At 55.7% G+C, this 23,594-nt stretch carries 23 protein-coding genes; 17 read left to right on the top strand and 6 right to left on the bottom strand.

The window, feature by feature from the left end; translation table 11 throughout:
• The first annotated feature begins 12 nt into the window (after nt 1-12).
• Nucleotides 13-1,521: a glycoside hydrolase family 32 protein gene (locus tag RWM61_RS12600; protein ID WP_314001242.1), complete on the top strand. Its 1,509-nt coding sequence runs from the start codon at nt 13-15 to the stop codon at nt 1,519-1,521.
• A gap of 93 nt (nt 1,522-1,614) precedes the next feature.
• Nucleotides 1,615-1,824, top strand: coding sequence for a hypothetical protein (locus tag RWM61_RS12595; protein WP_399538539.1), 210 nt, complete (start codon nt 1,615-1,617; stop codon nt 1,822-1,824).
• A 27-nt stretch (nt 1,825-1,851) separates the two neighbouring features.
• On the opposite strand, the gene RWM61_RS12590 is transcribed toward RWM61_RS12595, so the two are convergent.
• Nucleotides 1,852-2,721 (bottom strand): AraC family transcriptional regulator, encoded by an 870-nt coding sequence (locus tag RWM61_RS12590; RefSeq protein ID WP_314001240.1) that lies wholly within the window; start codon nt 2,719-2,721, stop codon nt 1,852-1,854.
• Between the two features lie 149 nt (nt 2,722-2,870).
• Here RWM61_RS12590 and RWM61_RS12585 point away from each other — a divergent pair, with 149 nt between their 5' ends.
• From RWM61_RS12585 to RWM61_RS12560, 6 genes are all read left to right on the top strand, one after another.
• The gene (locus RWM61_RS12585; protein ID WP_314001238.1) at nt 2,871-3,992 is read left to right on the top strand and encodes a glycoside hydrolase family 172 protein; all 1,122 of its coding nucleotides are present in this window, start codon (nt 2,871-2,873) and stop codon (nt 3,990-3,992) included.
• A 45-nt stretch (nt 3,993-4,037) separates the two neighbouring features.
• A complete protein-coding gene (locus RWM61_RS12580; protein ID WP_314001236.1) occupies nt 4,038-5,414 on the top strand; it encodes a sugar ABC transporter substrate-binding protein in 1,377 nt (458 codons plus the stop codon).
• 76 nt (nt 5,415-5,490) lie between these two features.
• Nucleotides 5,491-6,369: a sugar ABC transporter permease gene (locus tag RWM61_RS12575; protein WP_314001234.1), complete on the top strand. Its 879-nt coding sequence runs from the start codon at nt 5,491-5,493 to the stop codon at nt 6,367-6,369.
• 18 nt (nt 6,370-6,387) lie between these two features.
• On the top strand, nt 6,388-7,230 hold the full coding sequence (locus RWM61_RS12570; RefSeq protein WP_314001232.1) for a carbohydrate ABC transporter permease: 843 nt from the start codon (nt 6,388-6,390) through the stop codon (nt 7,228-7,230).
• Between the two features lie 186 nt (nt 7,231-7,416).
• Entirely contained in the window at nt 7,417-7,746 is a 330-nt protein-coding gene (locus tag RWM61_RS12565; RefSeq protein WP_314001230.1) for a thioredoxin family protein, read from the top strand.
• 1 nt (nt 7,747) lies between these two features.
• Nucleotides 7,748-8,023, top strand: coding sequence for a GNAT family N-acetyltransferase (locus RWM61_RS12560; protein WP_314001228.1), 276 nt, complete (start codon nt 7,748-7,750; stop codon nt 8,021-8,023).
• Nucleotides 8,024-8,426: 403 nt separating this feature from the next.
• Here RWM61_RS12560 and RWM61_RS12555 read toward each other — a convergent pair whose 3' ends face one another.
• From RWM61_RS12555 to RWM61_RS12545, 3 genes are all read right to left on the bottom strand, one after another.
• The gene (locus RWM61_RS12555) at nt 8,427-9,008 is read right to left on the bottom strand and encodes a shikimate kinase (RefSeq protein ID WP_314001226.1); all 582 of its coding nucleotides are present in this window, start codon (nt 9,006-9,008) and stop codon (nt 8,427-8,429) included.
• Nucleotides 9,009-9,150: 142 nt separating this feature from the next.
• Nucleotides 9,151-10,095: an aldo/keto reductase gene (locus tag RWM61_RS12550; protein WP_314001279.1), complete on the bottom strand. Its 945-nt coding sequence runs from the start codon at nt 10,093-10,095 to the stop codon at nt 9,151-9,153.
• 5 nt (nt 10,096-10,100) lie between these two features.
• Nucleotides 10,101-11,117 (bottom strand): Gfo/Idh/MocA family oxidoreductase, encoded by a 1,017-nt coding sequence (locus tag RWM61_RS12545; RefSeq protein ID WP_314001224.1) that lies wholly within the window; start codon nt 11,115-11,117, stop codon nt 10,101-10,103.
• A 124-nt stretch (nt 11,118-11,241) separates the two neighbouring features.
• On the opposite strand from RWM61_RS12545, the gene RWM61_RS12540 reads away from it, so the two are divergent.
• Complete coding sequence (locus RWM61_RS12540) at nt 11,242-12,093, top strand: helix-turn-helix transcriptional regulator (protein ID WP_314001222.1); 852 nt, start codon at nt 11,242-11,244, stop codon at nt 12,091-12,093.
• A 212-nt stretch (nt 12,094-12,305) separates the two neighbouring features.
• Here the strand turns inward: RWM61_RS12540 and RWM61_RS12535 are convergent, their stop codons facing one another.
• Nucleotides 12,306-13,469 carry an iron-containing alcohol dehydrogenase gene (locus RWM61_RS12535; protein WP_314001220.1) on the bottom strand — a complete coding sequence of 388 codons (1,164 nt, stop codon included), beginning with the start codon at nt 13,467-13,469 and terminating at the stop codon, nt 12,306-12,308.
• A gap of 249 nt (nt 13,470-13,718) precedes the next feature.
• Here RWM61_RS12535 and RWM61_RS12530 point away from each other — a divergent pair, with 249 nt between their 5' ends.
• The 6 genes from RWM61_RS12530 (at nt 13,719) to RWM61_RS12505 (ending at nt 20,916) form a co-directional block, all read left to right on the top strand.
• Complete coding sequence (locus tag RWM61_RS12530; RefSeq protein ID WP_314001218.1) at nt 13,719-15,155, top strand: PTS mannitol transporter subunit IICBA; 1,437 nt, start codon at nt 13,719-13,721, stop codon at nt 15,153-15,155.
• A 78-nt stretch (nt 15,156-15,233) separates the two neighbouring features.
• The gene (locus RWM61_RS12525; RefSeq protein ID WP_314001216.1) at nt 15,234-17,321 is read left to right on the top strand and encodes a BglG family transcription antiterminator; all 2,088 of its coding nucleotides are present in this window, start codon (nt 15,234-15,236) and stop codon (nt 17,319-17,321) included.
• A gap of 2 nt (nt 17,322-17,323) precedes the next feature.
• Nucleotides 17,324-17,758, top strand: a complete 435-nt coding sequence (locus tag RWM61_RS12520; protein WP_314001214.1) for a PTS sugar transporter subunit IIA — start codon at nt 17,324-17,326, stop codon at nt 17,756-17,758.
• Nucleotides 17,755-18,906, top strand: a complete 1,152-nt coding sequence (locus RWM61_RS12515; protein WP_314001212.1) for a mannitol-1-phosphate 5-dehydrogenase — start codon at nt 17,755-17,757, stop codon at nt 18,904-18,906. The genes RWM61_RS12520 and RWM61_RS12515 overlap by 4 nt, the downstream gene beginning before the upstream one ends.
• 19 nt (nt 18,907-18,925) lie before the next feature.
• Complete coding sequence (gene ptsP, locus RWM61_RS12510) at nt 18,926-20,656, top strand: phosphoenolpyruvate--protein phosphotransferase (RefSeq protein WP_314001210.1); 1,731 nt, start codon at nt 18,926-18,928, stop codon at nt 20,654-20,656.
• A complete protein-coding gene (locus tag RWM61_RS12505; protein ID WP_399538532.1) occupies nt 20,653-20,916 on the top strand; it encodes an HPr family phosphocarrier protein in 264 nt (87 codons plus the stop codon). The genes ptsP and RWM61_RS12505 overlap by 4 nt, the downstream gene beginning before the upstream one ends.
• A gap of 61 nt (nt 20,917-20,977) precedes the next feature.
• Here the strand turns inward: RWM61_RS12505 and RWM61_RS12500 are convergent, their stop codons facing one another.
• Complete coding sequence (locus tag RWM61_RS12500) at nt 20,978-21,430, bottom strand: C40 family peptidase (protein WP_399538530.1); 453 nt, start codon at nt 21,428-21,430, stop codon at nt 20,978-20,980.
• A 277-nt stretch (nt 21,431-21,707) separates the two neighbouring features.
• Here RWM61_RS12500 and RWM61_RS12495 point away from each other — a divergent pair, with 277 nt between their 5' ends.
• Both RWM61_RS12495 and RWM61_RS12490 read left to right on the top strand, forming a co-directional pair.
• Complete coding sequence (locus RWM61_RS12495) at nt 21,708-22,301, top strand: thymidine kinase (protein WP_314001208.1); 594 nt, start codon at nt 21,708-21,710, stop codon at nt 22,299-22,301.
• 208 nt (nt 22,302-22,509) lie between these two features.
• Complete coding sequence (locus tag RWM61_RS12490; protein WP_314001205.1) at nt 22,510-23,391, top strand: LysR family transcriptional regulator; 882 nt, start codon at nt 22,510-22,512, stop codon at nt 23,389-23,391.
• The last annotated feature ends 203 nt before the right edge of the window (nt 23,392-23,594 follow it).

The following is a 23,594-nucleotide window of genomic DNA, read 5'->3' as shown; positions in this document are numbered from 1 at the left end:
GGGGAGGAAACAATGGAAACGCGTGCGAGTAGCCCTATCTCTCATCGGGAAGCTCTGCGAAAAGCCGAGCAATCGATCGCCAAAGCAAAGGATGCGGTCAGCAAGGACCTGCACCGGTTGAAATATCATTTTATGGCGCCGGCGTATTGGATTAACGATCCGAACGGACTTATCTTCTTCAAAGGCGAATACCATCTGTTCTACCAGCACTATCCGTACGCGCCCCAATGGGGCGCCATGCACTGGGGACATGCGAAGAGCAAGGATTTGGTTCATTGGGAGCATCTTCCGATCGCGCTTGCTCCGAGTGAGCCCTATGACAACCATGACCGCGGCGGATGCTTTTCCGGCAGCGCGGTGGACGACAACGGAACGCTTTCGTTGCTCTATACCGGCACCATGATCCAGGAGGATGGGAAGGTCGTTCAAACCCAATGCCTCGCCACGAGCCAGGACGGGATTACGTTCGAGAAATACGAAGGCAACCCGGTCATTTCCGCACCTCCGGAAGACGGCTCCGCCGATTTTCGGGATCCGAAGGTATGGCGGCACAACGATCTGTGGTACATGGTCGTCGGTTCCGGCAAAGACGGCGAAGGGAAGGCGCTCCTGTACAAGTCGGCGAATTTGCGCGAATGGGATTATGTCGGCGTATTGGCTGAAAGCGACGGCAGGATAGGCACGATGTGGGAATGCCCGGATTTCTTCCCGCTCGGCGACCGCTACGTGCTAATGTTCTCCCCGATGGGCATGGGACATCATAAAACCATTTATTTGGTCGGCGACATGGACTACGAGACCGGCAAATTCACATGGGATCAGATGGGCGACATCGACCATGGCTTCGATTATTATGCGCCGCAATCGTTCCTTGACGGGAAAGGGAGAAGAATCATCATCGCCTGGCTGAACAACTGGGATTGGATGCCGTGGTATAAAGATTTCGGGCCGACTTACCAGAACAACTGGTGCGGCGCGATGTCCTTCCCGAGAACCGTGGAGCTGGAACCGGACGGTCGATTGAAATTTTCGCCGGTGGAAGAGCTGCAGGTATTGCGGAGAGAGCATGTTCATCTCGGAAACACAAAGGTGACGCCCGGGAAATCCGTCCTTCCTAAATATGTTGCAAGCGACTGCCTGGAAATTAAGGCGGAATTCGAGTTGGCGGGTTGCAAGGCTGAGGAAATCGGCTTTGTGCTGAGAGCGTCCGAAGATAGCACCCAACAGACACTCCTCTCCTGCAATCTGCAGACGAAGGAGCTTCGCTTCGACCGCAGCCGTGCGGACGGCTGGAGCGAAGGGGTTCAGACGGCCAAGCTGGAGGCTGCCGACGATGGGGTGCTGAAGCTCCATATTCTAATCGACACTTCCGTCATCGAGGTCTATACGGATGGCGACCGCACCGTCATGACGAACAATATTTACCCGGATCCGGGTAGCGTAAACCTCGATGTGTTCACGGTTGGAAACGATGTCGTTATGCGTTCGATTGATATTTGGAAGTTAAGCTCTGCCTGGTAAGATACGGGCAACCTTCATCTCCCGGTCCGGTGTTGGGATCCGGGAGATGTTTTTCTGTATGGATGAAAATATATGGAATGGAGAGGTACAGATATGCGTATTGGAGCCAGCGAGGCCGGCAGCGTCATGCACCAGCAGCAGCTCTTTCCGATGATCCGGGATGAAGTCGTACGGAATTCGAACGGCTATGTCAGCTCGAAAGCGATTCTTGAAGATATCGATACGTACATCGTTCCGCCAGGTTTGGGAGACAATTCCGGACTGTGCGGCGCGCTGGCGCTCGGATTGGCAACGATCGAATAACTTGCAGAGGGCGGCGCGGCTATCCTATTACTTGCTTTTTCGGTAAAAGGAAGGGTTAACCCCATCCGTTTTCTTAAACGCCTTGCTGAACGACTGAAGGTCCGGGTACCCGTACTTCTCTGCGATGACCGATAGCGGCTCGGTGGTGAACTGGATCATTTCCTTCGTTTTCTCGATCCTCAGCAATTGATGATATTGGATCGGGCTCATGCCGAACGTTTTTTTGAAAATGTGAATCAGATAAAATTTGCTGATTCCCGTCAGGCGAACCAGCTCGTCGAGCGTCACTTTTTGATCGATATGGGATTTCAGGTAATTGCGCAGCTTCACCAATTCGTCCATGTTCGTAAGCAACTGAGGATTCTGGTTCCAATAATTTTCGCGCAGCAGGTGGATAAACAATTGGATGAACATCCCTTTTACATTCATTTCATAAAAGGGCATCTTCACCTGAAATTCGTTAATGATCTCGAACATCATGTTCTCGATGACCGTCGGGTTTCGAAGCCTCAGATGGCAGGCAAGATGAATGGAGAATCCATCCAGGGGGTCCTGACGGAACCAATTCCTTTCTTCGTCCGAAATTTCCTCCAGCGGCTTGAACGAAACCTTAACGTCCGGGCTGTCTTCCGAATAGTACAAGTCGAAATGCAAATGAGGCTGCCGAAGCATGCCCGTGCCGATTTTCTCCATGGTATGCCGCTGCTTGGGGCGAATAAGAAACAGGTCTCCGGGCTCGCCTTCATAAGTCTGGCCTTCAATGACGACCCTCATTCTTCCTTCCTTTACATAGAGCAGTTCATAGTCGAAAAGAACACGCTCCTTCAGCTGCCAGGGAAAAGGAATTTTGCTGTCCATCGCAACCCGGATGTAAGGCGAGAGCTGCTGCAGGATCATACGGATCACCTCGGTGATTTTTGAAAGCAATATATGACAAAAATTCAATAACCTTTGCCAACGACTTCATGTAACGCTTGCTATACAATGATGACATGGAAAGCAAAAATAAACAAGGATTTTTCATCGTTGAAAAGGAGGCGCACAAAATGAACGTATGGCAACCGAACAGTCCGTTAGGCGGACTACCCCTCATTAAAAACGCACGCACGCTGCGCGAATCAAGCTACGACCGCACGGGGGGAAACCGGGATTTCAAAGTGGTGGAGCCCGGGGACACATGCGTCATCGCGGATATTAAAGGCATGGGTTGTATCAAACACATCTGGCTCACGACCCGATGTTACGCTCCGCAGTATTTGCGCAAGCTCGTGATCGAGATGTATTGGGACGGTGAAGAAAACCCGAGCGTCAGAGTGCCGCTGGGCGATTTTTTCGGGATCGGACATGCCACTTGCAAGCATTTCGTTTCTCTGCCGCTCAGTATGGTCATGGGGGAGAAACGCGGTCCAAAGGGGCCGTTCGCCGCCGCGATGAACAGCTACTTCCCGATGCCGTTCGGCGACGGCGCCGTTATTAAAATCATTAATGAAAGCGAATCCAAAATCGAGAACCTGTTCTATTACGTTGACTACGAGTTGACCGAGGAGCCTTTACCGGAGGACGTTGGCCGCTTCCATGCGAAATGGAACCTCGAGAATCCTTGCGAGAAAGTGGTTCATGAATCGAATCTCGTCAATCCGGCTCCTTGGGATCTTCCGGGGGTCAATCTGACCGGCGGGGACAACTATGTCATTCTCGACGCCGAAGGCCAAGGCCATTATGTCGGCTGCGTCCTCAATATCGACAACTTCGATGCCTCGAATCAAGAATTCACTTGGCCTGGCGAAGGCGACGATATGATTTTTATCGACGGCGAAATTTGGCCGCCTTCCTTGCACGGAACCGGAACGGAGGATTATTTCAACGCGGCCTGGGGATTTCCGAGCGGGGAATATGCCGCGCCATACCACGGTATTTCGCTTGGCAGCGATGTGCAAGAGCACTTCGGCAAATGGAGCTTGTACCGGTTCCATATTGAAGATCCCGTTCGTTTCCAGAAATCGATCAGGGTGACCATCGAGCATGGCCATGCCAACGATCAAGGGAACGAATTTTCAAGCGTCGCCTACTGGTATCAATTGGAGCCGCATAAACCGCTGGAATCACTGCCGCCCGTCGAGCAAAGATTGCCGCGCAGATGTCCGGAGCACGGCTTGTGGGATCGATAAACCATTGAGGGGGGTTCTGGTATGTTAAGCAGGAAAAGAGTCGGTATGATCTTAATCGCTGTCTTGTTGGTCGTAACGTCTATTTTGGCAGGCTGTTCGGGCAGCAATGAAAGCGCAAACAAGACGAACAGTTCCGAAAAAGCGGCAAATGACGCCGCGAATGGCAACGATGCGGCGCTTGCGGATAGCAAAGGAAGCGGGCAATCGCTTACCGTGTTGGTCGAAGGCGGAAGCCCAGCATTCGCGGTCGCTCAAGAGACGGCGGAAGAATTCAAGCAGCAGACTGGTTATGAAGTGAAGATCGAATCCGTTCCTTACATCGGCGTGTATGACAAGCTGAATGCCGAGATCAAAGCCAAGGCGGGTTCTTACGATGTCGCCACGATCGATATTCTATGGTTTCCGGCGCTTGCGAAAGGCTTGGCTCCCATGGACGATCTGTTGACGGATGAGGTTGCCGGGGACCTGTTCACGGGATTGATCGACGGAGGGACTGTGGACGGCAAGCCGCTTGGCATGCCGGTCTGGACGAACTCCAAGATTCTTCTGTACCGCACGGATCTGTTCGAGGATCCGAATGAGAAGGAGGCGTTCCAGTCGGCATACGGCTATGAGCTGGCGCCGCCGACGACTTGGCGGCAATACCGGGACGTAGCGAAGTTCTTTACGCGGGATATGGACAACGACGGCACAAAGGATCTGTACGGTACTTCCGTATTCGGGCTCAACAATGGCGATTCCGTAGCCAGCTGGCTTGACCATGCCGCGCAGGCCGGAGCGGGTCCTCTCGTCGTCGGCGAAGACGGCAAGGCGAACGTCAATACAAAGCCTTATGTGGATGCGCTTGATTTCTTGACGAAGATATTGCGTGAAGACCAGTCAGCTCCGGAGGGAGCGTTGAATATGGCTTCCTCCGAAACGTCCGAGCTGTTCTGGAACGGAAAGCTGGCCATGATGCTGGCGTGGGGCCATTTCTTCGTCCCTTCGAACGATCCGGCGAAATCTCAGGTAGCCGGCAAGGTCGGCGCAGCGCCGATGATCGGCGGCGAAGCGGGTGTCGGCGTGGTGCCGGGGCCGTGGTATCAGGTCATTCCGAGTTCTTCGAAGAAGCAGGATATCGCCAAGGAATATGTGAAGTTCATCTATAGCAAGAACGAGCTTTTCCTGAAGGCGCTTGGCGTCGCTTCGCGCAAATCGCTGTTCGAGCAATATGGCCAGCAACCGGAGTACGCGCATCTGTTGGCGCTCAATACAACGCTGTCGGCCAAACATACGCAGAACCGACCGGTACTCGAGTTCTGGAACGAGATCGAGAGCGAGGCGCTGGTGCCTGCCGTGCAGGCAGCGCTGTCCGGCAAATCGACGCCGCAAGAAGCATTGGATGAAGCGGCTGAGGTCATCAACGAAATTCAAGGCCAGTAACGCTCAAGAAACCGGGAGGATAGGCTTGCCTATCCTCCGCTTCCATTCCACCCCAAGAGTAGAGGAGCGTGACTCTATGACGCAAAGTGATCGAAGAACCGCCCTGTTGTTTTTTCCCCCGGCTGCCGTCTTTATGCTGTTGTTTTTTGTGTACCCCATGCTTCTGTTAGTAAGAGACAGCCTGTACGATTCGAGAAGCGGGGTGCGGTTTGTCGGGGCGGAGAATTATATGAATGCGCTGACCTCCAATCGTTTCTATGAATCTTTGTATAACACGATCGTTTTTGTAATCGGAGCGGTGACGATCGAGCTGGTGCTCGGGTTGTTGATCGCGCTCCTGCTCAGCACCGGATTTAAAGGCAGCCACTTTGTGAGAACGCTGTTTCTGAGCCCGCTGATGATTGCGCCGCTCGTAGGCGGACTGATCTGGAAGTTTATGCTGAACGATCAATTCGGTATTCTTAATGCGCTTCTATACCGGGCAGGCTTGATTGATACGCCGCAGGACATCCTGTGGCTGTCGGACAGCAAATACTCGCTGCTTGCCGTCATGATCGCGGATGTCTGGCTGACGACGCCGTTTATGATGCTTGTTCTACTGGCCGGCATTCAGGGAATTCCCGCAAGCTTGTATGAAGCGGCACATATCGACGGGGCGGACAGGAGCCGGCGGTTCTGGCATATCACGCTGCCGAGCCTGCGACCGGTAATCGTCGTCGCCGTTCTCATCCGGATGATCGATGCGGCGCGTTCATTCGATATCATCTGGGTTCTCACGCAGGGAGGCCCCAACTTCTCTTCTTCCGTACTCAGTACCATGATCTACAACACGATGGCGCGTTACAATCAGGTCGGCTATTCAAGCGCGCTCGCGGTTTTATTTATGATCCTTTTGTTATCGGTTTGCGGGGTTTTCATGATGCGGTTATGGAATCCGAACAAGAATGCATCTTGATATGGGGGGTTCTTCAACATGACGATATTTACCGCACGCAGATTGACGCTGGGTAATCTGATGAACTTGGCGGTAACCGGGTTATTTGTGATCGCCTTTCTATTTCCTTATGCCTATTTGGTCATGTCTTCGCTCAAGCCTCCGTCGGAGGTCATTTCCTCGACGCCGCGTCTGCTTCCTACCGTCTTCACGGCCGATAACTTTCGAACGATGTTCGATGTGCTGGCCGTCGGCAAATATTTCGGCAACAGCTTCGTCACTGCGATCCTGAGCACGCTGATCAGCGTGTTTATGGGATCGGTTGCAGCGTACGGCTTATCCCGCTTCTCCTCCCGTCTGGGAAATTTGTTTCTGCTGCTGACGCTGGCCGTGCGGATGGTGCCGTTGATCAGCGTAGCGGTGCCGATGTACCGGATCGTTAATCAACTGGGGATTTACGATACGAAACTGGCTTTGGTGCTTGTATACACCAGCATCAATATCCCGTTCGTCATTTGGATGATGATCGGCTTTTTCGACGGCTTGCCGAAGGAATTGGACGAATCGGCGCGGGTGGACGGGTGCGGAAAATTCGGCGCGTTCATGCGGATCATCCTGCCGATTTCACTGCCCGGCCTGGCTACGACCGCCATTTTCAGCTATATGCTGTCATGGAACGATTTTCTCATGGCGCTGATGATGACCAGCACGTCGGCCAAGACCGTGCCGGTAGGGCTTTCCGAATTTCTAACGGCCTATAATCTCGATCTGGGGCCAATGACGGCGGCTGCGGTATTGTTCAGCTTGCCCGTAATGCTTTTCTCGCTGCTCATTCAACGATATATCGTAAGCGGCATGACGATGGGGGCGGTGAAGGAGTAGGAGCGTGGTCGACCAGGCCCTGTCTGCCGTTAACGACAGGCCGGTTTTTGTCGTTAAGGCTCTGCGATAATAAAGTGAAAATCATGTAACGAATAATGTCTGTTGCCGCTTCCCGAATTCGGGTAAAGAGAGCATAATAGATAAAAAAGCCGGCCCGCTTGCGGCGGCTACCGGCTCGAAGGGGATTTGATCGCCATTCGGGAAACGGACGAGAAGGAATGGATGCGTGACGAGCTTCGCCCGAAACGAAGAAGGGAAGCGGTGTTTTTCTATACCGCCATGTGCGGCACCTGCAAGGTGGCGGAGCGGATGCTGGAAGTGGCGGAGGCGACCGGGGGCGTCGTGCCGATCTCGAAAATCAACATTCATTTTGCGCCGCACCTACGCAGCGCATGGCAAATTGCAAGCGTGCCCTGCCTGGTGCTGCTGAAGGACGGCGAACCGGATCAAATCGTCTATTCGATGGAATCGGTCGGAAATTTGTATCGTTTGCTTCAAGCACAAGGGGGAACGTGACATGAGGGAAACCGTGAAGCAAGGCGACGGCTGCGTCGTGAAGCAGGATGGGGAGATCGTGGCGGAAATCACCTATGTGCCGCAAGGAGAAGATACGCTGGTCATCGACCATACGTATGTGGATCCGTCGATGCGGGGGCAGAAGCTTGCGGAGGAGCTGGTCAGGCAGGTGGTCGAGGAAGCGAGAGCGACGAACAAGAAAATCGTCCCCGCCTGCTCCTACGCCTATGCGTTGTTCATGCGGAAGAAGGAATATGGGGATGTTTGGCGGCAGTAAGGTAGACGATCGGTTAACTTTACGAGGTGAAGGGGCTGATCGACCGCATCCGAGGGAGCGAAACGCCCAGTATTGTCGCTAAAACTGCTGAGGTCCGCGTTCTTTAAATAATCGCGATAATCGCGCAACGCCTCGTTGGAAATCATCCAATTAAACGTCCTCTCTTTGCTGATAGGCCGGTCTATGTTGGATAGTTTCCAACGAAAACCCGCATTTTCCTCTGAACCGTCCCTATCTGCTACATTTGGCTGGAGAGAATCCAACGTAGCCGGAGAGAAGAGGACAACAACTTCACTTGTGTTGGATGAAATCCAAAGGGGCCCGTGGGCTTCCCAAAAACCGTCTATAGCGGGATGTTTTCCGGCTGTTCCCCACGCCCGCGTTCGACTGAACAGCCACATCCTCAAATGGTGGCGGGAGTCCCGGCGATCGGGTCATCCGATTGCCAAGCCAGCCGCAGGGTATGAACGATTTTATCGGCTGCAGCCTCAGGATTCAGGTGCTCCGTGTTTACCCTCCAATGATGGTGGGCGTATATCGATTGGCGGGCCTTATAAAGCGCTTCGATTTCCTCCAATGACTTGCCCTGCAGTATCGGGCGGTTATCCATGAGCAGATGCAGCCGTTCTTTCCACGCGTTCCATCCCAGATCCAGAAAAACAACATAAGAAGTGGACAGGCAAACGTTGCGAATCGCCTCCTGCAAAAAGGCGCCGCCGCCGAGCGAGACGACGCTCTGGCGGGCCGTCTGGCAGAGCCCGGTGATAAAGTCCTTCTCGATTTCACGGAATTTTTGTTCGCCGAGCGTACTGAAAATTCGGGTGACGGGCATCTGATGCAGCTTCTCAATTTCCTGATCGGCATCGATGAAAGGACGGTTTAATTTCTGCGCGATGTGCTGGCCTATCGTTGTTTTGCCGACGCCCATAAAGCCGGTCAATATAATGTTTTTCTCTTTCCTGGAACGATGCGGGTCGGTGGACATGCCGGTTCACTCTTTTCAACAGGGAGTTTATAATTGCCTATCGGAACATTACTCCCATTATAAATAGAGCGGAGCGAAAATGCCATTCTTTTAAGGAACCCGGTCGTTCCTCTCTAAATAGTATATAAAGGAAATATTTCAATTATTTGCCGACGCTCTCGGCCGTCAAATCCAGCCAATCCCGCTCCGCCCGGCTCAGGCGAATCGCCGCGCCCTCATGGCAGGAGCGCAGCTCCTCCGCCGTCTGGGCACCGATCAGCGCGCAGGCAGGGAACGGCTGGTTGAGCACGTAAGCGAGCGCGATCTGGATCGGCGACACCCGCTTCTCCTCCGCCAGCCGTTCGGCGCGGCGCAGCCGTTCCCAGTTGCCGTCGCTGTAGAAGACGCGCACGATATCCGGGTTGTCGCGCACTTCGGGGGAGAACCGGCCCGTAAAAAAGCCCCTCGCCTGGGACGACCATGACAGCAGCGGCATTTGCGTCGCTTCATGCCACTCGCACGTCCTGGCATCGGCCGAAACGCAGCCGGCCCAGAACGGCTCGTTCGCTTTGGCAAGGCTCAGATTCGGGCTGCTGAACGAGAAGCCGGTCATGCCGTGCGCTTCGGCATAGGCGTTCGCCTCCTGAAGCCGCTCCCAGGTCCAGTTCGACGCGCCGATCGCGTTCACCTCGCCTGACTCGATGTGCTCGTTCAACGCTTCGATGATCGCGCCGACCGGCGTGTCCGGATCGTCGCGGTGAAGCGCGTACATGTCTACCGTACCGGTCTGAAGGCGCTCGAGACTGTCGGATAAATCCCGGCGGATCGCCTCCCTGTTCACGCGCGGCCCGTTCTGGTCGTGATGGGCTCCCTTGGTCAGGATGACGATGCGGTCACGGTTTCCCCGCTCCTGCATGTACCGCCCGAGCACTTCCTCGCTTTGTCCGCCGCAGTAAATATGCGCGGTATCGACCGTGTTGCCCCCGATCGCCAGAAAAGCATCCATATTCGCCGCCGCTTTCTCATAACTGTCGTGATAAAAATAATCCGTCCCCTTGATCAGACGGGAAACCGGCTTGCCGACGCCTTGAATCGAGATATATTCCATTGCCGTCACGCCTCTCTTTCCTTAACGATTGCGATTCTTGCGCGGCTCCGCGCGGATTGCAGGCAGGCGTCGATGACCCTCATATTGTTGACCGCGTCAGAGGGCAGGAACGGGAGCGGCTGTTTGCCGAGAATCGCCCGGGCAAAATCGTCCGCCTGCGCGGCGTACTGATTCACGTCCGGCACTTGAATCTCTTCGCGCATGCCGTCAGCCGTTACAAAGAAATTCGAGCCGGCGTCCGTGCCGGTGACGAACGCGGACGGAACCTCGATAAGTCCTTTGTCGCCGACCACCTGCAAAGTATTGCGAAAAGCCGCCCACATGCCGCAGTCGAAGGTAAGGGCCGCGGAGCCGGGAAATTCGATCAAGCCGGACGCCATCATGTCCACGCCGTCATGCGCGGCGGAGAAAAACGCTTGAACCGTGGCGGCTTCCGGTTCGGTGCCGAGAAGCAGACGCGCCGCGTTGATCGGGTAACAGCCGACGTCGTACAGGGAGCCTCCGCCCCAGTCCCGGCGGTAGCGGACATTCGCCGCATCGGCCGCATTGTTAAACGTGAAGGTGCCGTGAATGCCCCGGATTGCCCCGATCCTGCCGGATGCGATCACCTCGCGGATCATCCGGTAGCGCGGATGATGGCGGTACATAAAAGCTTCGGAGAGCAGAACGCCGGCCTTATCGCAGGCTTCGGCCATTTCCGCCGCTTCGTTCGCGGTAAGGGCGAGCGGTTTCTCGCAGAGCACGTGCTTGCCGGCTTCCGCCGCCCGGATCGTCCATTCCTTGTGCAGATGGTTAGGCAAAGGGATATACACCGCGTCGATCGAATCGTCTTCGAGCAGCGCTTCATAGCTCGGGTAAGCCCCCGGAATGTTCAGTTCCTCGGCGGTTCTGCGTGCTTTGTCCGCGTCTCTGCTGGCGATCGCCGCGACCTCGTTTAGTTCCGATTCCTGTATGCCCGGAATGACGGCCCGTTTGGCGATTCCGGCACAGCCGATGACGCCCCATTTCACCTTTTTGCTCATTCTGCGCACGACCTCCTGATTTGAAAGTTATCACTATATTGCGATTATAGGAGATAGCCGATAATATGAAAATAATATTATTTTTAACGCGTTAGAACGATATTGTCATAGGAGTGGGCGTGTGATGAAAAGGCAGACCCATTTGCTGACCATTCCCGATACCCCGCTGTTCTGCTTTCCGGAATCGGTCGGCGTTTATACTGATTCTCCCGAGCACACGGTAAGCCGCGAGCCCGGAGCCATGAACAATTTCAACATCCATTGCGTCGCTTCGGGCAAAGGCTATGTGGAAGCCGATGGGCAGGTTCATGAACTGCGCAGAGGGGATGCCGTGCTGTATTTTCCGATGCAGCGCCAGCATTATTACAGCAGCAAGGATGAGCCGTGGGACATCAGGTGGGTCCATTTCTACGGCAGCGGAACCAGCCTGCAGGATTATTTGCAAGCGCGCGGGATGCATAAAAGCCGGCTCTGGCGCCTTCGCCAGCCCGAGGCATGGGCGGCGGCCCATCTGGAGCTGCTGTCGGCGGCGGAGAAACACAGGATGAACGATCCGACGCTGCTTTCCGCGCTGACGTATGCGGTGATCGTCGAATTCGTGCAGCAAGCCGTCCCGTATTCGTCGGCGAAGTCCGGCAAATCCGGCCGGTCGGCCGGCCGGATTGCCGAACTGCTGCCGCTGATGCAGGAGGAGGCATGCAAGCCTTTTTTGCTGGAGGAGTGGGCGGAGCGCGCCGGGGTCAGCCCGTTCTACTTTTGCAAATTGTTCCGGGGAGCCATGGAGATGACGCCGATGGATTTCGTTACGCGCTGCCGGCTTCAAGCCGCGAAACAGCTTCTGCTCGAAAGGCCGGACGATACGGTCGCCGCGATCGCGATGTCCGCGGGGTACACGAACGCGAGCTATTTCAACAAGCGTTTCATGGCGTACGAGGGCATGACGCCCTCGGAGTATCGGCGGCTGTTCGGCGGCTAACGTACGGCAAGAAGATCGGATTGGATTTTGTACAGCGCAATCGGGCTTTTACCGACGGAGCAGGGCACCAAGCTGGAGATTGATCACCAAGCTGCAAGCTTGTCCGGGAACTCAGAAATTCCGCAAGCTAGTGGATCAAGAAGGTTCATATCAAAGCAAGGGCCGGCCCGTCGTCATCGCGCGATAACGAGCGGTCAGCCCTTTTAACTGATTTACAACGATTGCTTGTAGATAGCCAGCACGTCGTCGTACTGGAGTTTCTTGAAGTTGCCGAAAGGTCCGTAGACCATCGCCTTCTCGGCCATGACGTCCAGCTTGTCGCCGCCGATGCCGTAATCGGCCAGCCGGCTCGGCGCGCCGATCGAATTCCAGAAGGAGCGGAGCGCCCGTATGCCTTCCAGCGCCGTGTCGCGGTCGGATTTGTCGGCCGGATCGACGCCGAACACATGGACGGCCATCTGCTTGAAGCGGCCCACGCCTTCATCGAGGACATGCTCCATCCAGTTCGGGAACAGGATGGCCAGCCCGCCGCCGTGCGGGATGTCGTAAACGGCGCTGACCGCGTGCTCGATGTTGTGCGTCGCCCAGTCGCCGAGGGTGCCCATAGACAGCGTGCCGTTCAGCGCCATGGTGCCGCTGTACAGAATCGTTTCGCGGCGCTCGTAGCTGTTCAGGTTCTCCACCAGCTTCGGAGCCGCCTCGATGACGGTGCGCAGCAGCGATTCGCAGAAGCCGTCCTGCACCGGAGCGTTCGGGGTATGATGGAAATATTGCTCGAAGATATGGGACATAATGTCGACGATGCCGTAGACCGTCTGGTCTTTGGGAACGGTGAACGTATGCTCCGGATCGAGAATGGAGAAAACCGGGAACGTATACGGGCTGCCCCAGCCGTATTTCTCCTGCGTCTCCCAATTGGTGATGACGGAGCCCGAGTTCATTTCCGACCCGGTGGCGGCAAGCGTAAGAACCGTTCCGAACGGCAGCGCCTCCTTGGGCTCCGCCTTGCGGGTGATGATATCCCACACGTCGCCGTCATATTTGGCCCCGACCGCAATCGCTTTGACGCAATCGATGACGCTGCCTCCGCCGGCCGCGACCATGAAGTCGATGCCTTCCTTTTTGCAGATGTCCACGCCTTTATGTACGGTGGTCAGCCGGGGATTCGGCTCCACGCCGGCCAGCTCGAAAATTTGCGTCCCAACGCTTTCCAGCTGCTTGACGACACCGTCGTAAACGCCGTTTTTCTTGATGCTTCCGCCGCCGTAGACGAGCAGAACCTTTTTGCCGTAGGGCTGCGTCAATTTGCCGAGTTGCTCCAACGTTCCTTTTCCGAATATGAGCCGGGTCGGATTATGATACGTGAACGTGTTCATGCGTTGCCTCCTAAACGTGTGGAATTTCTTTCGAGGATATTGTACCAGAGCGGCGTGCGGATGCAAAACGGGTTCGAGAAGCATACCAAGGCTAATGATAGAACAGAGCTGCATAAATCATGTCAACAGCTTTCTTGACGAAAGCTGTTTTTCATTTGATTGATTATGAAAACGGATTATTTTACGATTATTTCAACAATCCGTGTCGAATAATAATCGAGATTGGATTCAATCGAAGGAGGATATTTCATGAGTGAGAATGCGAAGCGGCAAGCATCTTCCGGCGGAGGCGCTAAAGTTTCGGTACAACGATTCGGTCGATTTCTCAGCGGTATGGTCATGCCGAATATCGGAGCTTTTATTGCATGGGGCTTGATTACGGCCCTGTTCATTCCGACGGGATGGATTCCGAACGAGGATCTGGCGGCGCTGGTCGGGCCGATGATCACCTACCTGCTGCCGCTGCTGATCGGTTATACCGGCGGCACGATCATTCACGGCACGCGTGGCGGGGTTATCGGCGCCGCGGTGACGATGGGCGTCATCGTCGGCTCGGAAATTCCGATGTTCCTCGGCGCCATGATCGTCGGTCCGGCATCGGCCTGGATCATCAAACAATTCGACAAGTCGATCGAAGGCAAGGTCCGCGCAGGCTTTGAAATGCTGGTCAACAACTTCTCGGCCGGCATTATCGGCGGCGCGCTGGCGTTGCTCGCTTACAAGGGGATCGGACCGTTCGTGCAAGCGATCAGCAGGGCGCTGGCGTCCGGCGTGGATTTCCTCATCAGTGCGGGGCTGCTGCCGCTGGCGAACATTCTGATCGAGCCGGGTAAAATTTTATTCTTGAACAACGCGATCAACTTCGGTGTTCTCGGACCGATCGGCCTGGAGCAAGCCGCCAAGACCGGCAAGTCCATCATTTTCATGCTGGAGTCGAATCCCGGTCCGGGTCTCGGCATTCTGCTCGCCTATTGGTTCGTCGGCCGCGGCATGGCGAAACAGTCCGCTCCGGGTGCTACTATCATTCATTTCTTCGGCGGGATCCATGAAATTTACTTCCCTTATATCTTGATGAACCCTCGTTTGATCTTGGCCGCCATCACAGGCGGTGTCGTCGGTACATTTACGTTCTCCGTTTTTGGTGCCGGCCTTGTCGCCACGCCTTCTCCCGGCAGTATTTTCGCTTACATCGCGATGACCCCGAAAGGCGGTCTGCTGCCGGTACTAAGCGGTGTAATAACGGCCGCAATCGCCTCCTTCCTTGTCGCGACCGTTTTGCTGAAGACGACGAAGCATGCGGCGGAGGACGATCTGGAGCAAGCAACGGAGAAAGTGAAGCATATGAAAGCCGTTTCCAAAGGGCAGGCGGTTCCAGACGCAGCTCCTGCAGCATCAGCAGTCACGAAGAAAACTGTCAACAAAATCGTCTTTTCCTGCGATGCGGGCATGGGTTCGAGCGCAATGGGTGCCTCCATACTGCGCAAGAAGGTGAATACGGCCCATCTGCCGGTCACGGTAACGAACACCGCTATCAGCGAGATACCGGAGGATGCGGACATCGTTATCACGCACAAGACATTGACCGACCGCGCAAGGTTAAAAGCGCCGAACGCCGAACATATTTCCATCGACGATTTTCTGAAGAGTCCGGAATACGACGTGCTCGTGAAACGATTGGGCGGATAACAAGCAAGAAGGCATAACGCTGACGAACCGTCGTCGGCGTTACGCCCATTTCAGAGCGACGGGATGGAGGATGCCGGTATGAAATTGTCCAACAGACAACGCCTGATTCTGGAGGCGCTGCTTGAACGGCAAGGCGATATAACGGCCGGCGAGATCGCGGAAGAGGCTCGGGTCAGCACGAGAACCGTGCATCGGGAGCTTCTGGATCTGGAGCCGCTTCTCCATGGCGAAGGACTGTCGCTCCACAAAAAATCCGGCTCAGGCATCCAGCTCGAAGGCACCGCCGAGGCGTTGTCGAGGTTTCAAGAAGCGCTCGGGAGGTCAGAGACGGAAACCTATTCGCCGGAAGAACGCAGGCTGCTTATCTTGTGCAGGTTATTGGAAGAGGCCGAGCCTGTGAAGATGTTTGCCCTGGCCCATGAGCTGCACGTCGCGATCCCGACCGTCAGCAACGATCTGGCCGAACTCGAGCGGAAGCTGCTGAAGAACGGGCTTACGCTGGTTAGAAGGCGCGGTTACGGCGTCGAGATCTGCGGGCCGGAGACCGCCAAACGCAGGCTGATCGGACGATTGGCGGAGCAGAATCTGGACGATTCGGACATGTTCGGGTCCGTTAGCGGCCTGCAGGGGATGTCACCCGTCACCGCACGTTTGCTGAAGATGGTCGGCAAGGATCATTTTCTGGCCATCGAAAATGCGCTTTGGCAGCTGGAGGTGGAGGGGACGAACCCATTGTCCGAGACGGATTATACCCGTCTGCTGATCCGGCTCTCCGTCGCATTGACGCGCATGAAGCGGCACCATTATATCCGCCCCGGCGCACCCGGTGATCGGCAAGAAGGCGCCGAAAGATCCGAACACGAGTATAAGGAATCGAGGCGTTTTGCGGCTATGCTCGAGCTCGGTCCGCTGCCTGCGGCGGAATCCGAGTACTTACAAAGGCTGCTTACCGGCAAAGAGCAGGATGGGCCGGCAACGCCGCTGCTCCATCACGATCTGGCGCTGGTCGAATCAGTCGTCCATTTAGTACGGTTTCTGGAAAAGCAAACGGATATTCCGTTCGTCAGGGACCGCTCGCTGCTCGACGGTCTGATCCGCCACATGGGCCCTGCCATCGAACGGCTGCGGGCGGGAGACAGCATCCGTAATCCGCTTTTGGCCCAAATCAAGCGCGATTACGCTTCTCTTTTCACGATCGTGAGGGAAGGCGTCGACGAGACGATGCCGACGCTCGCCGTGCCGGACGAAGAAATCGGGTATATCGTCATGCACTTCGGCGCTTCCGTCGAACGATTGAGCCAGTTCCCGCGAAATGTGAGGGCGCTGCTGGTGTGCACGAGCGGCATCGGATCCTCGAAGCTGCTCGCGGTGCGGATCAACAAAGAGCTGCCGCAGATTGATTTAATCGGGCACCATTCGTGGTACGAGGCGTCTAGGTTGCCGAAGGACCGTTACGATCTGATTATTTCGACCGTCGACCTCCCACTGGGTCCGGACCGCTATGTCAAGCTTAGTCCATTGCTCACCCGTGAAGAAGCGGAGAAGCTAAGGGTGCATATCCAGGACATTACATTGAAAAACCTGCCGGATGAAGCCGTTGCTTCGGTACCTTCGCCCGTCTCATTGGACCGGTTAAAGCGTTTAAAGAGTTATACCGATGAAGTCGTACGGCTGCTCGACGGCTTTGGTGTCTATCCGGTTCCCGCGGCTCCGGGCGAAGCGGATTTAAATCATGTAGTGAATGCCATGCTGGCCGTTGTGGCCGAATCCGGCAAGCTGAGCAGCGCTGAAACGGTCGCCGGGCAATTGCTTCTTCGGGAGCGGCAGGGCAGCCAATGGATTCCCGATACCGAGCTCGCACTGTTCCATACGAGAAGCGATCAGGTGCGGGAGCCGTATCTGTCGCTCTTCCGATTGCCAACCCGCCTGCGGTTTGGACAGGACGATTGGGATGCGATGGCACCTGCAATAAGCCATATTTTGCTCATGCTGGGACCGAAACGTCTCGGCAAGGAAAGCCTCGAGGTTCTCAGCGAAATCAGCGCGATGCTTCTGCTGCCGGAGATGATTGATTTGCTGCGCCGAGCCGATGCCGAGGCGATAAAGACGTTCCTATCGCAGCAACTGGAGCAATATATAAAAAACAAAATGGATTGGAGAGATTAACTGTGGGCATTTTCTCGAAAGACAAAGTGAGATTAAATGTACAGGTAAGCGACAAGAATGAAGCGATCCGGCTGGCGGGACAGCTGTTGGTTGATGCGGGTCACGTGCCGCAGGAATATACGGACAGAATGATCGAGCGCGACACCGTCGGCTCTACTTACCTGGGCAATGGGGTCGCGATGCCCCACGGCACCAATGAATCGAAAAGCCTTATCCGTTCAACCGGGATATCGATCTTGACCGTACCCGGAGGCGTCGATTGGGGCGGCGAAACCGCTAAATTGATCATCGGACTTGCGGCGGTCGGCAACGATCACATGGAGATTCTATCGAATATGGCGGTGCTCATCTCGGATGACGATGAGATGGCGCGCATTCTGGAAGCCGGCTCGGAGGAGGAGCTTCTTGAAATATTCGAAAAGGGGATGAACGTATGAAAGCCGTCCACTTCGGAGCAGGCAATATTGGAAGGGGCTTTATCGGATTGCTGCTCTCCGATTCCGGCTATGAGGTACAGTTCGTAGACGTCAATGAAAGTCTGGTTTCTCTTCTTAACGAGAAGCGTGAATACACGGTTACCCTTGCGAACGAAAAAGCCGAAACCAACCTTGTACGCAATGTTTCGGCGATTGACGGCAAGCAGGTTGACCTTGTCGCGGAAGCGGTCGCGGAAGCCGATCTCGTAACGACTGCGGTTGGCGTGTCGGTATTGAAGCATATCGCGGAAGCGATAGCAAAAGGCATCGTACTGCGGCTCGACCGTACGGCCGCTCCGCTCCATATTATCGCCTGCGAAAATGCAATCGGAGGCAGCACGGAGCTGAAGGGGCTGGTGTTTGGCCATCTTAGCGAGGAGAACCGGAAGCGGGCGGAGGGAGCCATTGCCTTCCCCGATGCTGCCGTGGATCGGATCGTACCGCTTCAGCACCATGAGGACCCGCTGCAAGTAACCGTCGAGCCTTTCTACGAATGGGTGGTAGACGGCTCCGCCATGCTGGAAGGTTATCGGCCTGTCGAAGGCATCCATTATGTCGATGATTTGCAGCCTTATATCGAACGCAAGCTGTTTACCGTAAATACGGGGCATTGCTGTGCCGCTTATCACGGTTATCTCCGCGGTTATGCGACCATTCAAGAGGCAATGAAGGACGACGCGATCAAGGCGGAGGTCGCCGGCGCGTTGCGGGAGACGGGCGCGGCGTTAATCAAGCAATACGGCTTGGATGAGGCCGGGCATGCACGTTACATCGATAAAATTCTTGAACGGTTTCGCAATCCTTATTTGACCGACGAGGTCGAACGCGTGGGACGTTCCCCGCAGCGCAAGCTTTCGCCGAACGATCGCCTTGTTCGTCCGGCCTTGATGGCTTACGGTTTCGGCGCCGAAGTGCCGCATCTGACGACTGCGATGGGCGCCGCGTTGGCGTTCGATAACGCCGATGATCCGGAAGCCGTTGAGCTGCAGGCATCGATTCGCGAGCAGGGCTTGGGGAAGACCGTTGCGGAGGTAACGGGGATTCCGTCCGGTCACGCACTGCATGAACAAATATGCGCCGCTTACGAGTTACTGGTGCGGCGGAGGTAACGGGAGGAGCAACGGACGGATGCAGCAATTAAGGGGAATCGGCGCATCGCCCGGATTGGCGGCGGCGAAAGCGTATCGAATGCGTACGGGTGAGCGGACCACACCCGGCCGGACAACGGTCGAGGACGCCGAACAAGAAGTTGAACGCTTGCGCAAAGCGGTATCGCAAGCGGGAACGGAGCTCGAGCGAATCCGGACGGCGACGGAAGAGAAGCTTGGAACCCATAAGGCGGAAATATTCGAAGGGCATCTGATGATTCTTGATGATCCGGAATGGATGGACGTGATTGTCGGGAAAATCAACGATGAGGCGGTAAACGCCGAATATGCGGTTCACGAGATTTCGCAAACGTTCATCGACATGTTAATGGGGATGGATGACGAGCTCCTTCGTGAGCGGGCAGTGGATATTAGAGACGTGTCGGGCCGCGTGATGAGCCATTTGCAGGGCAGACCGCACCGCGATTTATCCTCGCTCACGGAACCATGCATCCTAATCGCGGAGGATTTGACACCGTCGGATACGGCCCAGCTGAATCTCGACGTCATTCTGGGGTTCGTCACCGAAATCGGCAGCCGTACCTCCCATTCGGCCATTATGGCCCGTTCCCTGGATATCCCGGCGATTGTAGGCGTCGGGCAAGGGATTCACGGAATCGAGGACGGCGCGGTCGTCGTTATGGATGCGGTGGAGGGTACGGTGCTCGTCGGGCCCGGTGAGGAAGAGCTTGTGGCGTTTCGGGACAAAAAGAGGAGCTATGACATCCGCAAAGCGGAGCTGGCCGCTTTAAAGGATCGGCCGACGCAGTCCGCGGACGGCGTGCGCGTCGAGCTTGCGGCCAATATCGGCAAGCTGGAGGACGTACAGAAGGCGCTTGATAACGGAGCGGAAGCGATCGGGCTGTTCCGGACGGAGTTCCTCTATATGGGCCGAGACTCCTTGCCGACGGAAGAGGAGCAATTCAACAGCTATAAATACGTACTCGAGAAAATGGACGGCAAGCCCGTCGTCATCCGCACGTTGGATATAGGAGGGGATAAGGAGCTCCCGTATTTGTCGCTGCCGAAAGAGAGCAACCCTTTTCTCGGCCAACGGGCGCTGCGCTTATGCCTGAGCCGGGAGGACTTGTTCCGGACTCAGCTTCGCGCGTTGCTTCGGGCCAGCCGCTTCGGCAACCTGAAGATCATGTTCCCGATGATTGCGGTTGTGGACGAACTGAGGGAAGCGAAGCGCATCCTTGAGGAGGAGAAGCGCAGGCTTGCGGAAGCGGGGACTCCTCCCGATGACCGGATCGAAGTAGGCATGATGATTGAAGTGCCGGCTGCCGCCGTTGCGGCGGACACGTTTGCCGGAGAAGTGGACTTTTTCAGTATCGGAACGAATGATCTCATTCAATATACGATGGCGGCGGATCGGATGAACGAAACGGTTGCCTATTTATATCAGCCCTGCCATCCGGCGGTTTTGCGACTGATCCGGATGGTCATTCAAGCGGCGAAGCAGCAAGGAAAATGGGTCGGCATGTGCGGCGAGATGGCCGGCGATCAAACGGCGATTCCCCTGCTGCTCGGTATGGGTCTACATGAATTCAGCATGAGCGCGGGGTCGATCCTGCCGGCCAGGGAGCTGATCGGGCGGCTGTCCAAGGCTGAATGGTCGATGTCCGCAGAAGAGGCGCTGACGATGCGCGGGCAAGACGAGATTCAGGCATTTATTCGAATGAAGATCAGAAACGGAGCGTATGCATGATGATGACCAAAACCTTCACGATCCTTAATCCGTCAGGCTTCCATGTGCGGCCAACCAAGACGTTCGTACAGACCGCCTCTACATTTCCGTGTAAGGTGAACGTGATTAGCAAAGGCAAGAAAGCGAACGGCAAAAGCTTGCTCATCATGCTGACCCTCGGAATTGCGGCAAACGAAGAGGTGACGCTGGAAACCGACGGCGAGCGGGAAGAGCAGGCTATGGAGGCATTGGGTCAAATTCTGACGCAGGTGCACGAATAACGGAAAAAGAGGTCCCGATGGCAATCGGGACCTCTTTTCATGTGCGATGCTTGTCCGTTTATTAGAGAACGCGGCGGTCGGTCGTATAGTTGCGGTTCCACCAGCCCGATTTCATATTGGAGATCGTTACGCCCGGTTTGCCGTAAGTGTGGAGCACCTTGCCGTCCCCCATGTAGATGCCTACATGATGGAACGGCTTATAGAAGATAACCAGGTCCCCGCGCTTCAGGTCTTTTCTTGCTACATAGCGGCCTACCTTGGATTGCTGCTTCGAGGTGCGCGGCAGCTTGATCCCGTTGCGCTTGTACACATATTGGGTAAACGAGGAACAGTCAAACCGGCTGGTGATGCCGAATTTGTAGGGAACGCCCATATATTTTTTACCGGTTGAGACGATTGCGGATGATTTCGACGCGGCCTGTACGGTTTCCGGCGTCAGGACCAAGCTGCCGAGCAGCGTGATGGACAGGCATAGTGCGATACTTGCGATAAGCTTGTTCATGGGTGTTTTCAATTTCTTGTCCTTCCGTGATGAGTTTCCGGTTCATAGTCCGGCTGCCAAAGAGCTTCGACGGCTCGTCCGCCGTCCGTTATGACCCGGCAGGCCGTATTGTAAGCAAATCCTTTACCCATCGGCATCGGATCTGAAACACTATAAAACGATTAGTAATTTTTAATAAAGCAGAGGTTGACATTCCAGGAAGTGACCCGTTCTCATTTTTGACACGAAATATTCCGATATGTTCCTGTATAATAATAAGCCTACGATATTTTTCTTGGGGGAAAAGGCATTGGCGCAGCTTTACTACAAATACGGCACGATGAACAGCGGCAAATCTTTCGAGATCATCAAGGTCGCGCACAACTACGAGGAGCAAGGCAAGACTGTGCTGATCTTCTCCCCGGCGGTCGATACGCGGAGCGGCTCCGAGCATGTCGGTTCCCGTGTCGGGTTCACAAGGCCCGCGATTCCGGTGAACGAGCAGACCGATTTGTTCGAGAGTGTGAAGGCGTACCAGCCGGCGGAAGGCCCGAAGCGAATCTATTGCGTGCTGATCGACGAGGCGCAGTTTCTCAAACGCCATCACGTGCTGCAGCTGACCCGGGTGGTGGACGAGCTGAACGTGCCCGTCATGGCGTTCGGGCTGAAGAACGATTTCCAGAACCGGCTGTTCGAGGGCAGCTATTATTTGCTCGCGCAGGCGGATAAAATCGAGGAGATCAAGACGATCTGCTGGTATTGCGACCGCAAGGCGACGATGGTCATCCGCTTCCGGGACGGGCAGCCGGTGAACGAGGGCGAGCAAATCCAGATCGGGGGCAACGAGGACTATAAGCCGGTGTGCCGGCGCTGCTACAATAATGCGTTCAAGGAGCAGGAGTAGGCCCGATTTACCGGTGCATGCGCGTGTACGGAGGGAATCGGTATGGAATCATGACATGCGAGGCGTCCCGGCATAGGCCTGGACGCTTCGCTTTTTTGCATACTTTTCGATATTAACAGCAGGACACCATCTATGATACATTCGGAGTGAGGCCTATCCTAGGGAGTCGCAACGCGAGCCGGCGCTTGCGCAGGGAGGGGGAACCCCGGTGGATTTCAGAAAGCTCAAGACGTTTCAGGTCGTGGCCGATTGCCTGAACCTGACGAAGGCGGGGGAAATATTGGGCTACACGCAGCCGACGATCACGCTCCAGCTCCAGTCGCTGGAAAGCGAGCTGGACGTCGTCCTGTTCAGCAGGGTCGGCAAGAAGACGTACCTGACTCCGACCGGCAAGGTGATGAAGCAGTATGTGGACCGGGCGTTCGCCGTGCTGGAGGATATGGAGCGCGAGCTGCGGAAAATGCAGGAGCCGCACGGACTGCTGACGATTGCCGCGCCTGAAATTTACTGTACGCAATACCTGTCGCTGATCATTCGTTCGTATATTTCCAGAAATCCGCAGGTGAAGCTGCAATTGTCCTCATGCGACAGCAATGAGGCGATGAAGCGGGTAGCGGCGAACGAAGCGGATGTCGCGATCATTGCAGGCCCGTGCCATTCCCCGCTGATTGAGTCTACGCCGCTCGGCAAGGAGGACCTCGTGCTTGTGACGACGAGGGAGCTGTACGAGCGTTATGCGCCGGATGAGCTGCTCTCGAAGCATCCGTTCATTACTTACAAATCCGGCTCCAACGTGCAGCGGCTCGTCAATGAGTGCCTGGAGGAGCACGGCTTCTCGCCGTCCAATGTGATCGAGTGCGTCAGCGACGAGACGATCAAGCGGACCGTGCTGTACAACACGGGAACCGCCCTTCTCGGCTCGACGCTTGTCGAGGAGGAGCTGAAGAAAGGCACGCTTGCGGAATTGCACCGGTTTCCCGGCAAGATCGAAACCAACCTCATCATGCTCAAAAACCGGGCCGAGGAACGCAACATCAAGACGTTCGCGGAAATCGTCAAAGACGTCTGGCGGGAGTTCTCGCAGGCGTAACCGGCGGCAAGAGCTCGCGGTGGCGAGGGCTGGCCGAGCAGCTAGCGGCACGGTATGCCGCTAATGCGCCGCCTAAGCGGCGATCACGCCCGCTAGCGGCACCGTATGCCGCTAACCGATGGCGGGAGCGAGCTGGCGAGGGCTGGCGGAGCAGCTAGCGGCACGGTATGCCGCTAATGCGCCGCCTAAGCGGCGATCACGCC

The organism is uncultured Paenibacillus sp. (assembly GCF_963515335.1).
Lineage (GTDB): Bacteria > Bacillota > Bacilli > Paenibacillales > Paenibacillaceae > Paenibacillus_I.
The sequence above is the reverse complement of the archived record's forward strand: the minus strand, read 5'-3'. Positions and strand labels throughout refer to the sequence as shown.

Excerpts from the sequence above, each read along its gene's own strand:
- RWM61_RS12600 (WP_314001242.1), top strand. The coding sequence starts at position 13 with ATGGAAACGCGTGCGAGTAGCCCTATCTCTCATCGGGAAGCTCTGCGA.
- RWM61_RS12595 (WP_399538539.1), top strand. The coding sequence starts at position 1,615 with ATGCGTATTGGAGCCAGCGAGGCCGGCAGCGTCATGCACCAGCAGCAG.
- RWM61_RS12590 (WP_314001240.1), bottom strand. The coding sequence starts at position 2,721 with ATGATCCTGCAGCAGCTCTCGCCTTACATCCGGGTTGCGATGGACAGC.
- RWM61_RS12585 (WP_314001238.1), top strand. The coding sequence starts at position 2,871 with ATGAACGTATGGCAACCGAACAGTCCGTTAGGCGGACTACCCCTCATT.
- RWM61_RS12580 (WP_314001236.1), top strand. The coding sequence starts at position 4,038 with ATGATCTTAATCGCTGTCTTGTTGGTCGTAACGTCTATTTTGGCAGGC.
- RWM61_RS12575 (WP_314001234.1), top strand. The coding sequence starts at position 5,491 with ATGACGCAAAGTGATCGAAGAACCGCCCTGTTGTTTTTTCCCCCGGCT.
- RWM61_RS12570 (WP_314001232.1), top strand. The coding sequence starts at position 6,388 with ATGACGATATTTACCGCACGCAGATTGACGCTGGGTAATCTGATGAAC.
- RWM61_RS12560 (WP_314001228.1), top strand. The coding sequence starts at position 7,748 with ATGAGGGAAACCGTGAAGCAAGGCGACGGCTGCGTCGTGAAGCAGGAT.
- RWM61_RS12555 (WP_314001226.1), bottom strand. The coding sequence starts at position 9,008 with ATGTCCACCGACCCGCATCGTTCCAGGAAAGAGAAAAACATTATATTG.
- RWM61_RS12550 (WP_314001279.1), bottom strand. The coding sequence starts at position 10,095 with ATGGAATATATCTCGATTCAAGGCGTCGGCAAGCCGGTTTCCCGTCTG.
- RWM61_RS12545 (WP_314001224.1), bottom strand. The coding sequence starts at position 11,117 with ATGAGCAAAAAGGTGAAATGGGGCGTCATCGGCTGTGCCGGAATCGCC.
- RWM61_RS12540 (WP_314001222.1), top strand. The coding sequence starts at position 11,242 with ATGAAAAGGCAGACCCATTTGCTGACCATTCCCGATACCCCGCTGTTC.
- RWM61_RS12535 (WP_314001220.1), bottom strand. The coding sequence starts at position 13,469 with ATGAACACGTTCACGTATCATAATCCGACCCGGCTCATATTCGGAAAA.
- RWM61_RS12530 (WP_314001218.1), top strand. The coding sequence starts at position 13,719 with ATGAGTGAGAATGCGAAGCGGCAAGCATCTTCCGGCGGAGGCGCTAAA.
- RWM61_RS12525 (WP_314001216.1), top strand. The coding sequence starts at position 15,234 with ATGAAATTGTCCAACAGACAACGCCTGATTCTGGAGGCGCTGCTTGAA.
- RWM61_RS12515 (WP_314001212.1), top strand. The coding sequence starts at position 17,755 with ATGAAAGCCGTCCACTTCGGAGCAGGCAATATTGGAAGGGGCTTTATC.
- ptsP (WP_314001210.1), top strand. The coding sequence starts at position 18,926 with ATGCAGCAATTAAGGGGAATCGGCGCATCGCCCGGATTGGCGGCGGCG.
- RWM61_RS12505 (WP_399538532.1), top strand. The coding sequence starts at position 20,653 with ATGATGATGACCAAAACCTTCACGATCCTTAATCCGTCAGGCTTCCAT.